The organism is Kaistella haifensis DSM 19056 (assembly GCF_000735695.2).
Lineage (GTDB): Bacteria > Bacteroidota > Bacteroidia > Flavobacteriales > Weeksellaceae > Kaistella > Kaistella haifensis.
This window is the reverse complement of the sequence record NZ_JASZ02000001.1, coordinates 200531-213526: the sequence shown is the minus strand read 5'-3', so window position 1 is coordinate 213526 and position 12996 is coordinate 200531. Positions and strand designations below refer to the sequence as shown.

Genomic DNA, 12996 nt, shown 5'->3' with positions numbered 1-12996 from the left:
CGAAAGAAGAGCGTTTTTTTGATAGAAATTCATTATTTTTGCACACACAAAATTTATTGAAACATGGGACGCGCATTCGAATATAGAAAAGCCTCAAAAATGGCCAGATGGGACAAGATGGCCAAAACATTTTCTAAAATTGGCAAAGACATAGCTATTGCGGTAAAAGCGGGTGGTTCTGATCCTGAATCTAATCCTGCCTTAAGAAGATGCATTCAGAATGCTAAGGGTGCAAATATGCCAAAAGATAACGTTGAAAGAGCCATTAAAAAAGCTTCCGGAGCTGATGCTGAACATTATGACGAGATTACCTACGAAGGTTATGGGCAAGGCGGTGTTGCATTTTTCGTGGAGTGTACAACCAATAATCCTACCCGAACCGTCGCGAATGTGAGAGCCATTTTTAATAAATTCGACGGAAATTTAGGTAAGAACGGTGAACTTGCATTTATTTTTGACAGAAAAGGCATTTTTTCAATCGAAAAAGCCAGCATAAAAATGGATTGGGATGATTTTGAAATGGAGATGATCGACAGTGGCGCAGAAGATATCGATAGTGATGATCAAGAAGTAATGATTACAACTGCGTTCGAAGATTTTGGTACTCTTTCTCACAAACTAGATGAACTTGGAATTGAAGTAAAAAGTGCAGAATTGCAACGAATTGCCAATAATACCAAAGAAGTGAACGAGGAGCAATTTAAAGCAAATATGAAAATGCTTGATCGCTTCGAGGAAGATGATGATGTACAAAATGTTTATCACAACATGGAAATCACCGATGAATTATTAGAAAAAATTTAACTCAAACCATAAGAAAACCTCAAAGAAAGCTTTGAGGTTTTTCTTTTATCGCTCCAGTAAAATATCTTCTACATCGGTCATTCTGTTCATTACAGATCTTGCGTACGAACAATGCGGATAAATTTTCCAGTTGTTATCTCTTGCGAATTTTATTCCCTCTTCTACTAAAAATTTTCCCATACCTCGGCCTTCAAATTTCGGATGTACCAAAACAAAAGAAATGGTAAGTTTATTTTCATCGGGAAAAATGGTGTAGGTTAATCTGCCAATTTCTTCCTCGTCATTATTCAGGGTTATTACGCCGCCGTTTCCGGTTTGATGATTTTCGTATTTCATAATTTTTATTTTAATAATTTAAACATAACGAAATTTTTTAGTAGGTATATTTCGTTCACAATACAATGTGGATTTTGTAGATTTGTACATCAATAATCTTTCCAATCTTAATTTAATACTTAGAAATGAAAATTACGCTCAATAGAATCAACGGCGACTATTTATTTGAATGTACCAACCAATCTGGTAACAAAATCTTGCTTGATAATACCTCACAACCTGGCGCAAAAGGGGTTTCTCCGATGGAATCTATCCTCATGGCAGTTGCAGGTTGCAGCGGTATCGACATTGTTTCTATCTTAAAAAAACAACGGCAAGAAATTACCGGATTTTCAGCTGAAGTTGAAGGGGAGCGCGTTCAAGTAGATGAGGCGAAACCATTCAAATCAATTCTAGTGAAATTTTTCCTTGAGGGAAATATAGATCCTAAAAAAGCTTTAAAATCAGCTGAACTTTCTTTTGACAAATATTGCTCGGTTTCCAAAACACTTGAACCTAATGTAGCGATTGGCTACGAAGTTTATGTAAATGGAAATCTGGTGAATTAATTTTTTAAGAAAATTTACCTTTTACTGAATTGGTTGGTTGAAGGAGTTTAGCGATGGTCGCCGTCCATCCGGTTTGGTGTGATGCACCTATTCCCATTCCCGTATCGCCGTTGAAATATTCATAAAACATGATATAATCTTTGAAATGTTCATCATGATTCAGTATATAATTTCCACCGTTAAAGGCCCTTTCGCCGTTTTCGTTTTTAGCAAAAATAGAGTACAATCTTTTGCTTAAATTCTCGGAAACATGCAATAAATCTTTCATTTCCCCACTATTGGTGGGGAATTCTATTTTCATACTGTCGCCATAATAGTAGTGGAAACGCTGTAGACTTTCTACGATTAGGAAATTGATAGGAAACCAAATCGGGCCGCGCCAATTACTATTTCCCCCAAACATTCGGCTATCGCTTTCTGCGGGAGTGTATTTTACAGTGAAATCTTGTCCGTCAACAGAAAACTTGAATGGGTTTTCTTCGTAGATTTTCGACATCGACCGGATTCCGTAATCGGAAAGAAATTCTTTTTCATCCACCATTCTATTTAGAATTCTAGTGAGTCGGGTTTTTCTTAGAATACTCATTAGATGTTTCCCGCCTTTGCCTTCAACCTCCCAGTGAGAAACCAGATTTGCGAGGTCAGGTTTGTTTTTTAAAATCCATTGCATTCTTTTGGTAAAGTTGGGTAGTTTTTCCAAAATGTCATGTTCGATAATCTCTACAGCAAACATGGGAATTAAACCTACAATACTTCTTAATTTCAACGAAATAGAATCTCCATTATTTAGTTGCAACACATCATAGAAAAATCCATCTTCTTCATTCCAAAGACCATTTCTGGTTTCACCGAGATTCTCCATAGCTGCAGCTATGTACAAATAATGTTCAAAAAATTTGATGGCCATATCTTCATACACAGGATTGTACAACGCTAGTTCCATAGAAATCCGCATCATATTAAGTGCAAACATCGCCATCCAACTAGTTCCGTCAGCTTGCTCAAGATGATCACCGTTTTTAAACTGCATATTTCGGTCAAATGCGCCGATATTATCCAAACCCAAAAATCCGCCACCAAAAACATTATTTCCCTTCTTATCTTTTCGGTTCACCCACCAGGTGAAATTCAGCAAAAGCTTTTGGAAAACGCTTTCCAAAAAAGGGATATCGGGTTTTCCATTGATCTTTTCATCAATTTTAAATACTCTAAAAGTTGACCAAGCATGAACGGGCGGATTCACATCGCTGAAATCCCATTCGTAGGCCGGAAGTTGCCCATTTGGGTGGATGTACCATTCTTTGGTTAAAAGTTTCAACTGGCATTTTGCAAATGCAGAATCCAATATCGCAAAGGGGACACAGTGGAATGCCAAATCCCAAGTCGCAAACCAAGGATATTCCCATTTGTCGGGCATCGAGATGATATCTTTGTTTTGCATATGTTCCCACTCCGTATTTCGTACGAATTGGTTGAAATTACGGTTTGCTTTATATTTTGGATCGCCTTTCAGCCATTTTGATACATCGTAATGATAGAACTGTTTGTTCCAAAGCAAACCTGCAAAAGCTTGTCGCTGTATATTTTTCTCTTCTTCATTTTCAATTTCGTGTTGAATTTCGTGATAGGATTCCTCGGTTTCTTTTTTTCTTAAATTAAAAATCGTATCGAAATCAAAGAATGCATCTTCTAAATCGGCAGCAGATAACCGGAAATCGAAACTTTGACTTTCACCAGCTTCTAGCTCAGTGTCAACATAGAAACTTGCTTTAGTTCCTGTTTTTTCCGGGTTTATTGCCGATTCTTTTCCGTTGACCAAATATTCATTAATTCCATCTTTGAAATATTGGTTTTCACTTGGAGTGTTGAAAAGTTTTGGTGAATTCGTTTCATTGTCACAGAATAACGTAGCATTTTTGTCTTTAGCATAAAGCTTTTTCATGGAATTATTGTGATGTTCAATGTCGATAATTCCTTTGACCGAAGATTTTAGTTTTGGCTGAGGACGTTCGTATCCCCAACTCCAATTATTGCGAAACCATAGCGTCGGCAATATAACTAGCGACGCTTTTTTATTGCTTCTATTAACGGCTGTTACACGAATCAGAAAATCATCTTGCGAAGCTTTTGCATATTCAATAAAAATATCAAAATATTCACTATTTTTAAATATTTGCGTGTCAATGATTTCGAATTCAGGCTCTTTTTTGCTTCGACGTGCATTTTCGTTGATCAATTGGTCGTAAGGGAATTCATTAATTGGATATTTATACACCATTTTCATGTATGAATGGGTTGGTGTATTATCCAAATAATAAAAAATTTCTTTGATGTCTTCTCCGTGGTTTCCTTGGTGATTACTTAGTCCAAAGAAGCGTTCTTTGACCATCTTATCTCTGCGATTCCAAAATGAAAAAGCAAAACAAAGCTTTTGATGATGATCGCAGATTCCTGCAATTCCGTCTTCATTCCATCGATAGGACCTGCTTAAAGCACTTTCATAACTGGTGTAATCCCAGGCATTTCCATCGGAGCTATAATCTTCGCGAACGGTTCCCCATTGGCGATTGCTAACATAAGGTCCCCATTTTTTCCAGCTCTCATCAAGCATTCTCTCTTTCTCTGCATTCATAAAATCTTATTTCAGCTGCGAAATTATGAAAATATTATTTTTTCCAAATTGAAATAAATACTTATATTTGCCTCAGATTTTGTTCATTTACATATTGAAAATGTTATCAAGAAAGGTGGAGAGATTAGACTCAATGATACCTTGGCAACCCTTCGGAAACGGAGAAGGTGCTACATTCTAACCCTAATTTGGGTACAGATAACACAAACTTTTTTACCTTTTTTCTGGTAGCATTTTCAATTTTTATTTTATTTAAAATTGGAAAATTCGCTACAACATATCACTCTTTATCAATTTAAATTACAGTCAGAAATTATTCTTGACCTGAATCTTTCGTATCAATTTTTTGGCGCTGAACTTTTTTCGGCTCCCATTATTCTTATCAATCACGCATTAACCGGGAATTCTAACGTTTCGGGGGAAAATGGTTGGTGGAAAACCTTGGTGGGTGATCAAAAAATAGTCGACACCACTAGATTTACTGTTCTATGTTTTAATATTCCAGGGAATGGATTTGATGGCCATTTTATTCATAATTACGAGAATTTCACAACAAAAGATATTGCAAAAATTTTCCTCGAAGGGTTATCTGCATTAAAGATAACAACGCTTTATGCCATGATTGGTGGATCTTTAGGAGGTGCAATTGGCTGGGAAATGCTCGCCATTAAGAAAGATTTGGCTGAAAGATTTATTCCGATTGCTTGCGATTTCAAAACTTCCGATTGGCTTTATTCACAATGTTTGGTTCAGCAATTTTTACTCAATACAAATGAACAACCACTGGAAAAAGCCCGAATGCATGCGATGTTGTGCTACCGAACACCGGAATCTTTAAACCTAAGATTCAAAAATGAATGGGATGAAACCCATCAAATAAGAAAATCTCATGATTGGCTTAATTTCCATGGTAAAAGTTTAGCGCAACGATTTACTTTAAAAGCATATCGCTTGATGAACCAGCTTCTAATGACCATCAATGCAGATGCTGAACAATTAAAAAACATCAAAGCTGAATTGCATCTGGTTTCGGTAGATTCCGACTTGTTTTTCCCAGCTTCAGAAATGAAAAAATGTTTTGAGGTTCTTCATAAAACAAAGGCAAGCACTTTCTATCACGAAATAAAATCCATTCATGGCCACGATGCCTTTTTGATGGAATATGAACAACTAAATAAAATTTTAGAAAAAATATTATAATAAAATGATAAAGAAAAACGAAATAAAAGTTTTAAAAAACCGTGCAATTATAAAGTTTGAAGGCGAAAATTTCTTAGGAGAAGTTGGCGTAGATGGTCGAATTTTTAAAGCGCTTACGTACGCTAGAATCAGTGTCGGAGTGATTTCCCAACAGGCGATCGAAAATGGAATCTCTGTTTTGGTTAATGAAAATGATGCAGAAAAAGCGGTAAGTTGTCTCATTAATGAATTTGAAAAAGAGAGAAAATCCGGAAAGGTAAGCCAGATTTATAGCATTAATAATGTATCCGTAATTGGTTTTGTCGCCAATGATTTCAATAAGATAATGTCGGAATTGGCTCGCAATAACATCTTTCCGTTGATTTTGAACCAAGTTGCTGCCGAAAATCGAATTAATATTGTAGTTACTTCTTCCCAAGATGAAAAGGCGAAAAATATCATTGAAGCAGAAATTTTTTCAAAACCTAAAACGGTACACCTTGCAATAATCGGTCACGGGAATGTTGGAAAAACCTTAATTAATCAGGTTCTGGAAAGTTCAGTAGAAATCCGAAATCGAAAAAAAATCGATCTGAAAATCATTGCTATAGCCAACTCCAGAAAAATCGCTTTCAATAAAAATGGTTTTGGAGATAACTGGAATGATGAAATTCAGCTTTCAGAAAAAGCATCAAATATTAATAATTTAATAGCGTTTTCTCATGAAAATCAGCTGGAAAATCTTATTGTCGTTGATAATACTGCGAGTAAAGATTTCGTGAAAAACTATCCTGTTTTGGCTGAAAATGGTTTCGATTTGGTTTCTTCCAACAAAATATTCAACACGCTTCCCATTTCTGAATATCGAAATTTCCGGCATGTTTTAGCAAAAAAAAATAAAAAATATTTATACGAAACCAATGTTGGCGCAGGTTTGCCACTTATTGATACTATTAAACTTTTACACCTGTCTGGCGAAAATATTACAAGAATTAAAGGTGTTTTCTCCGGTTCGTTAAGCTACATTTTCAATAATTTCTCAGTTCGCGATGAGAAATTTTCAACCATTTTGAAAGAAGCAATGGAAAAAGGATTTACCGAACCCGATCCGCGCGAGGATTTGTCCGGAAATGATGTTGCCAGAAAACTATTGATTCTTGCCCGTGAACTCGATTTGATTAATGAATTTTCTGATATAAATGTTGAAAATTTAGTCCCAGAAAACCTACAGAAATGCGGCAGTCAGGAGTTTGTGGAGAAGTTGAGCGAATTAGATGAGGTTTTCGAAAAAATTAAAAATCAACAAGCGGAAAATCATGTATTGCGTTTTGTGGGCGATTTACACGGCGATTTACAAAAAGAAAAAGGCGAGTTGGAAGTAAAATTGGTATCCGTTCGGGTCAGCTCCGCACTCGGGCAACTGAAAGGCTCCGATTCTATTTTTGAAATTTACACCGAAAGTTACGGCGAAAATCCAATCGTAATCATGGGAGCCGGTGCCGGTGCTAAAGTTACTGCGAGAGGCGTTTTTGGTGATATTTTAAGACTTTCTGAAAACAAATAATCTATAATTAAATACGATGAACCAAGATAATCAAACCAATAATTTCGAAACATTTGCGATCAGAACACAGTCGCAAAGATCACACTTTGATGAACATTCTACTCCGTTGTATCTCACCTCGAGTTTTGTATTTGAAGATGCCGAAGATATGCGCGCAAGTTTTGCGGAAGAAAAAGAGAAAAATCTCTACAGCCGTTACAGCAACCCGAATACAAACGAATTCATCGAAAAAATTGTAAAAATGGAAGGTGCAGAAGCAGGTTACGCTTTCGCAACGGGAATGGCTTCGATTTATTCTACTTTCATGGCTTTGCTGAATTCTGGAGACCACGTTTTGAGTTGTCAGTCGGTTTTTGGTGCAACTCACGCCCTGTTTACCAAATATTTTCCAAAATGGAATATTGATTATACTTATTTTAAAGCCGAAAATTCCGCTGATGTTGAAAGTTTAATTCAACCCAATACCAAAATTCTCTATCTCGAAACGCCAACCAATCCTGCGATTGAAATTTTAGATCTAGAGTTTTACGGAAATTTGGCCAAGAAACACAACCTGATTTTCATTGTCGATAATTGCTTTGCAACACCTTATTTGCAGCAACCAATAAAATATGGAGCCGATGTTGTGGTGCATTCCGCGACAAAATTAATTGATGGTCAAGGTCGTGTTTTGGGCGGAGTTGCAGTTGGTAGAAAAGATTTAATTCAGGAAATTTATTCGTTTTCCCGTTTAACCGGACCTTCGCTTTCGCCTTTCAATGCGTGGGTTTTGAGTAAAAGTCTGGAAACTTTGGCCGTTCGTGTTGAAAAACATTGCGAAAACGCTTTGAAAGTTGCCGAGTTTTTGGAAACGCATCCGAATGTAGAATTTGTGAGATATCCATTTCTGAAATCCCATCCAAGTTATGAAGTCGCCAAAAAACAAATGAAATTGGGCGGAAATATCGTCGCTTTCGAAATAAAAGGAGGAATCGAAGGCGGCAGGAATTTTTTAAATAAAATCAAAATGTGTTCGCTTTCCGCAAATCTTGGCGACACCCGAACTATCGTTACCCATCCGGCTTCCACGACGCATTCTAAGTTGTCGGACGAAGAAAGAAACGAGGTGGGAATTACAGCAGGTTTGGTGCGTTGCTCAGTAGGTTTAGAAAATGTGGAGGATATTATTTATGATTTAAAACAAGCTTTGGATTAATCAGAATTAATTAATCAATAGGGGCGGGCTTTAGCCCGTTTTATTAAAATCAAAAATCACAATTGGCTTTAGCCAAAACTTTAGCCAAAACGCATAAAATGAAAAATTCAGAACTATTATACAGAGCCCTTTCCGAAAGAATTCTCGTTCTCGATGGAGCAATGGGAACGATGTTGCAGCGCTATAAATTTGAGGAAGAAGATTATCGTGGCGAAAGATTCAAAAATTGGGAACATCCCTTAAAAGGAAACAACGATTTGCTCTCGCTCACCCAACCACAGGCGATTGAAGAGGTTCACCGAAAATATTTAGAAGCCGGCGCGGACATTATAGAAACCAATACTTTTTCCGCCACAACCATAGCCATGGCCGATTATCACATGGAAGAGTTGGCTTACGAACTCAATTTCGAAAGCGCTAAAATTGCCAGAAAAGTCTGCGATGAATTCACCACAAAAAATCCGGATAAACCTAGATTTGTTGCGGGTTCCATTGGTCCAACCAACAAAACTGCAAGTTTGAGTCCCGATGTGAATGATCCCGGGTTTCGAGCAATTACCTTTGATGAATTCAGAATCGCATATAAGCAGCAAGCGGAAGCACTTTTAGATGGAGGTTCCGATATTCTTCTGGTAGAAACAATTTTTGATACATTAAATGCCAAAGCTGCACTTTTTGCGATTGATGAAATCCAGGAAGAAAGGAATATTCAAATTCCAATTATGGTTTCCGGTACAATTACGGATGCTTCCGGAAGAACTTTGAGTGGGCAAACCGCTGAAGCATTTCTCATTTCAATTTCACATTTGAATCTCTTGAGTGTAGGTTTCAATTGCGCTTTGGGCGCAGAACAGCTTACGCCTTATTTGGAAACGCTCTCCAATAATTCCAATTTTTATATTTCCGCTTATCCGAATGCGGGTTTACCGAATGCTTTCGGTCAGTACGATGAAAGTCCGGAATTCATGGCGGAACAAATCCGTGAATATGCCGAAAAAGGTTTAATCAACATTGTGGGTGGTTGTTGCGGAACAACACCGCCGCATATTAAAGCAATTGCAGAATTGGTGAAGGATTATCAACCGAGGAAAATTAATCAATATAACAATGTATCAATTTGAAAATCTACAAATTTATTGTTAAATAATTGATGTGATCTAGAGTAAGCCACAAAGTGGCGATATCAAAAGCATAGTGCGAAGCGCTATGAAAAAAAATGTAGGAAAAGGAAAAGCCACGAAGTGGCGACATCAAAAGAATATTGCGAAGTGCTATAAAAAAATGTAGTAAAAGGAAAAGCCACGAAGTGGCGACATCAACAGCATAGGGTAAAACCCTATGAGAAAAATGAAATGAAATAAATTTGGGAGGTCTGAAAGACCGACATCAAAAAAATGGGACAGTCATTAAATAAGATTTATATCCACATAGTTTTCAGCACGAAACACAGGGTACCTTTGATTTCAAAAGAAATTGAAGAAGAATTGTTTTCATATTTAGGTGGAATTTGTAAAAATTTGGAATGTAATCCTATTCAAATTGGCGGACATAAAGACCATATTCATATTCTTTGTTTGCTTTCAAAAAAAATTGCATTAATGGATTTGATTGAAAAAGTAAAAACCAATTCCTCAAAATGGATAAAAACCAAAGGAAAGGAGTTTGAAAATTTTTATTGGCAGAATGGTTATGGTGCTTTTTCTGTAAATCCAACAGAAATAGAAATTGTAAAAAATTATATTTTAAATCAAGAGGAGCACCATAAAAAGAAAACTTTTCAAGAGGAGTTTTTGGCTTTTTTGAAAAAATACGATGTTGAATATGATGAAAGATATGTTTGGGATTAGGATGTCGCGCTTTCAGCGCTCCGCAATTCTATGGGATTATTTATCCAAAAGCTTTATCCTTGCTTAGTGATGTCGCCACTTCGTGGCTTTTCCTTTTGCTACATATTTTTCATAGGGCTTTGCCCCATGTTAATGATTAAGGTCTTTCAGACCTTCTTTAAACAAAATTAAAAATGATGAACAATCAAAAAATATTAAAACTATCGGGATTAGAGCCGCTTTATGTGACTTCCGAATCCAACTTCATCAACGTTGGAGAACGAACCAATGTGGCTGGATCGAAAAAATTTCTCCGTTTAATTAAAGAGGAAAAATTCTCAGAAGCACTGGATATTGCACGCCATCAAGTAGAAGGTGGCGCACAAATCCTCGATGTGAATTTTGATGACGGATTGCTCGATGGAAAAGCCCCGATGGTTAAATTTCTAAATCTTATCGCTTCCGAACCCGATATTTCTAGAATTCCGATCATGATCGATTCTTCAAAATGGGAAATTTTAGAAGCCGGTTTGCAAGTTGTTCAAGGAAAATGTGTGGTGAATTCCATCAGTTTAAAAGGTGGTGAAGAGGAATTTAAAAATCAGGCAAAAAAAATAAAAAGATACGGTGCAGCGGTTATTGTGATGGCTTTTGATGAAGAAGGACAAGCTGATAATTACGATCGAAGAATAGAAATTTGCAAGCGGTCTTATGAAATTTTGGTGAAAGAAATCGGTTTTCCTTCGGAAGATATTATTTTCGATCTCAATATTTTTCCAGTCGCAACGGGAATGGAAGAACATCGTAGAAATGCCTTAGATTTCATTGAAGCAACGAAATGGGTTCGGGAAAATCTTCCGAATGTTTCGGTGAGTGGAGGAGTTTCCAATGTTTCGTTTTCTTTCCGCGGAAACGATAATGTTCGGGAAGCGATGCATTCTGTTTTCCTTTATCATGCCATCAAAGCGGGGATGAATATGGGAATCGTAAATCCAACGATGTTGGAAGTTTATGATGAAATCCCGAAAGAATTGCTAGAATTGGTGGAAGATGTGATGCTCGATAGAAGAGATGACGCCACAGAACGACTTCTGGAATATTCCGAAAGGGTAAAATCCATCAAAAAGGAATTTGTAGAAGAGCTGGAATGGCGAAAACTCAGCTTGCAAGAAAGAATTACGCACGCTTTGGTGAAAGGAATTGATCGATTCATCATTGAAGATGTGGAAGAAGCACGAAAATTATCCGATAGACCTTTGGATGTTATTGAAACCAATTTAATGACTGGAATGGGCGTTGTAGGCGATCTTTTCGGAAGCGGAAAAATGTTCCTGCCACAAGTGGTAAAATCTGCGAGAGTGATGAAAAAAGCCGTTGCTTATCTGCAACCTTTCATTGAAGCGGAAAAGGATGAAAAGCAAAAACCCAACGGAAAAATCTTGATGGCAACAGTGAAAGGCGATGTTCACGATATCGGCAAAAATATTGTGAGCGTGGTCTTAGGCTGTAATAATTATGAAATTATCGATCTCGGAGTAATGGTTCCAGCGGATAAAATTATTCAGGCAGCGATCGACCATAATGTAGATGTAATTGGTCTGAGTGGATTAATTACGCCGAGTTTAGATGAAATGGTTCACGTAGCTGATGAATTGCAAAGAAAAAACCTGCATTTTCCATTAATGATTGGTGGCGCAACAACTTCAAAAGCCCACACTGCAGTGAAAATTTTCCCTAAATATGGTCAACCGGTGGTGCATGTGAATGATGCTTCCAGAGCGGTTGGCGTAGTTTCTCAACTTTTAGATCAAAATAAAGAAAAATTTAAAGCGGATCTGAAAAGCGATTATGAAGATTTTCGTCAGAAATTCTTGAACCGACAAATTGATAAGGAATATGTTTCTGTTGAAGAAGCAAGAAAGCAAAAATTCAAGATTGATTGGGAACAAGAAGAAATCATTACCCCAAAAAAACAAGGAATTCACATCATTCAAAATCAAGATTTAAAGGAATTGATTCCGTATATCGATTGGACCCCTTTCTTCAGAAGCTGGGAACTTTTTGGTAAATATCCGCAAATTTTGACTGATGAAATTGTTGGTGAACAAGCTACAGAATTGTTCAGTGATGCCCAGAAAATTTTAAAGAAAATTATTAATGAAAACCTCTTTACCGCAAAAGGAATTTTTGGGATTTTCCCTGCAAACACAAATGAGCAAGACGATATTTTGGTTTATGATGAGAAAGGAAACGAATTAATGAAGTTTCATACATTAAGACAGCAACTGAAAAAATCAGCAGGCAAGGAATATTTAGCATTAAGTGATTTTATTGCGCCAAGAACTTCCGGAAAACAAGACTACATCGGTGCTTTTGCGGTCACGACAGGATTCGGTACAGAAGAATTAGCACAAAAATACTATGACGATGGCGATGATTATAATGCGATTATGGTAAAAGCCATTGCTGACCGATTGGCAGAGGCTTTCGCGGAGTTTTTGCATCACAAAGTGAGAACCGAGTTTTGGGGTTATGCAGAAAATGAAAATTTGGAAAATGAAGATTTAATCGCCGAGAAATATTTAGGAATTCGTCCTGCTCCAGGATATCCTGCTTGTCCGGATCACCTGGAAAAGAACACGATTTGGGATTTGCTGAAAGTGAAAGAAAATATCGGATTAGAATTAACGGAAAGTTTGGCAATGTTCCCAACAGCAGCTGTTTCCGGATATTACTTTGCCAATCCAAAAGCGAAATATTTCGGAGTGGGTAAAATCTCCGAAGATCAATTGAAGGATTATGCCGAAAGAAAAGGAGTCGATTTGGAATTCGCGAGAAAATGGTTAGCGCCCAACTTGGCAGATTAAAGTAAAAGAAAAAAGTGCATCAGTTTAAATGATAAAAGTTAGAAA

The 12996-nt window shown here is 36.9% G+C and carries 10 protein-coding genes and 1 riboswitch; of the genes, 8 read left to right on the top strand and 2 right to left on the bottom strand.

Annotated features, from left to right (window positions below):
• The first annotated feature begins 63 nt into the window (after positions 1-63).
• Positions 64-804: a YebC/PmpR family DNA-binding transcriptional regulator gene (locus tag AP75_RS01135; protein WP_031502118.1), complete on the top strand. Its 741-nt coding sequence runs from the start codon at positions 64-66 to the stop codon at positions 802-804.
• A gap of 45 nt (positions 805-849) precedes the next feature.
• Here the strand turns inward: AP75_RS01135 and AP75_RS01130 are convergent, their stop codons facing one another.
• On the bottom strand, positions 850-1140 hold the full coding sequence (locus AP75_RS01130; RefSeq protein WP_031502119.1) for a GNAT family N-acetyltransferase: 291 nt from the start codon (positions 1138-1140) through the stop codon (positions 850-852).
• A 125-nt stretch (positions 1141-1265) separates the two neighbouring features.
• Between AP75_RS01130 and AP75_RS01125 the strand changes: the two genes are divergently transcribed.
• On the top strand, positions 1266-1688 hold the full coding sequence (locus AP75_RS01125) for an OsmC family protein (protein WP_031502120.1): 423 nt from the start codon (positions 1266-1268) through the stop codon (positions 1686-1688).
• Between the two features lie 4 nt (positions 1689-1692).
• On the opposite strand, the gene AP75_RS01120 is transcribed toward AP75_RS01125, so the two are convergent.
• Positions 1693-4320 carry an MGH1-like glycoside hydrolase domain-containing protein gene (locus tag AP75_RS01120; RefSeq protein ID WP_088263419.1) on the bottom strand — a complete coding sequence of 876 codons (2628 nt, stop codon included), beginning with the start codon at positions 4318-4320 and terminating at the stop codon, positions 1693-1695.
• 100 nt (positions 4321-4420) lie between these two features.
• Positions 4421-4525, top strand: a riboswitch (SAM riboswitch).
• A gap of 53 nt (positions 4526-4578) precedes the next feature.
• On the opposite strand from AP75_RS01120, the gene AP75_RS01115 reads away from it, so the two are divergent.
• From AP75_RS01115 to metH, 6 genes are all read left to right on the top strand, one after another.
• A complete protein-coding gene (locus AP75_RS01115) occupies positions 4579-5520 on the top strand; it encodes an alpha/beta fold hydrolase (RefSeq protein ID WP_088263418.1) in 942 nt (313 codons plus the stop codon).
• Between the two features lie 4 nt (positions 5521-5524).
• Positions 5525-7063 (top strand): ACT domain-containing protein, encoded by a 1539-nt coding sequence (locus tag AP75_RS01110; protein ID WP_088263417.1) that lies wholly within the window; start codon positions 5525-5527, stop codon positions 7061-7063.
• Between the two features lie 16 nt (positions 7064-7079).
• A complete protein-coding gene (locus tag AP75_RS01105; RefSeq protein ID WP_088263416.1) occupies positions 7080-8258 on the top strand; it encodes a trans-sulfuration enzyme family protein in 1179 nt (392 codons plus the stop codon).
• A gap of 98 nt (positions 8259-8356) precedes the next feature.
• Positions 8357-9379, top strand: coding sequence for a homocysteine S-methyltransferase family protein (locus AP75_RS01100; protein ID WP_088263429.1), 1023 nt, complete (start codon positions 8357-8359; stop codon positions 9377-9379).
• A 273-nt stretch (positions 9380-9652) separates the two neighbouring features.
• A complete protein-coding gene (gene tnpA, locus AP75_RS01095) occupies positions 9653-10105 on the top strand; it encodes an IS200/IS605 family transposase (RefSeq protein ID WP_088263415.1) in 453 nt (150 codons plus the stop codon).
• A gap of 173 nt (positions 10106-10278) precedes the next feature.
• A complete protein-coding gene (metH, locus tag AP75_RS01090) occupies positions 10279-12951 on the top strand; it encodes a methionine synthase (RefSeq protein ID WP_088263414.1) in 2673 nt (890 codons plus the stop codon).
• Positions 12952-12996 lie beyond the last annotated feature (45 nt).

What these genes read in the sequence shown, in the direction of transcription:
- AP75_RS01135 (WP_031502118.1), top strand. Translation starts at nt 64, where the DNA reads ATGGGACGCGCATTCGAATATAGAAAAGCCTCAAAAATGGCCAGATGG.
- AP75_RS01130 (WP_031502119.1), bottom strand. Translation starts at nt 1,140, where the DNA reads ATGAAATACGAAAATCATCAAACCGGAAACGGCGGCGTAATAACCCTG.
- AP75_RS01125 (WP_031502120.1), top strand. Translation starts at nt 1,266, where the DNA reads ATGAAAATTACGCTCAATAGAATCAACGGCGACTATTTATTTGAATGT.
- AP75_RS01120 (WP_088263419.1), bottom strand. Translation starts at nt 4,320, where the DNA reads ATGAATGCAGAGAAAGAGAGAATGCTTGATGAGAGCTGGAAAAAATGG.
- AP75_RS01110 (WP_088263417.1), top strand. Translation starts at nt 5,525, where the DNA reads ATGATAAAGAAAAACGAAATAAAAGTTTTAAAAAACCGTGCAATTATA.
- AP75_RS01105 (WP_088263416.1), top strand. Translation starts at nt 7,080, where the DNA reads ATGAACCAAGATAATCAAACCAATAATTTCGAAACATTTGCGATCAGA.
- AP75_RS01100 (WP_088263429.1), top strand. Translation starts at nt 8,357, where the DNA reads ATGAAAAATTCAGAACTATTATACAGAGCCCTTTCCGAAAGAATTCTC.
- tnpA (WP_088263415.1), top strand. Translation starts at nt 9,653, where the DNA reads ATGGGACAGTCATTAAATAAGATTTATATCCACATAGTTTTCAGCACG.
- metH (WP_088263414.1), top strand. Translation starts at nt 10,279, where the DNA reads ATGATGAACAATCAAAAAATATTAAAACTATCGGGATTAGAGCCGCTT.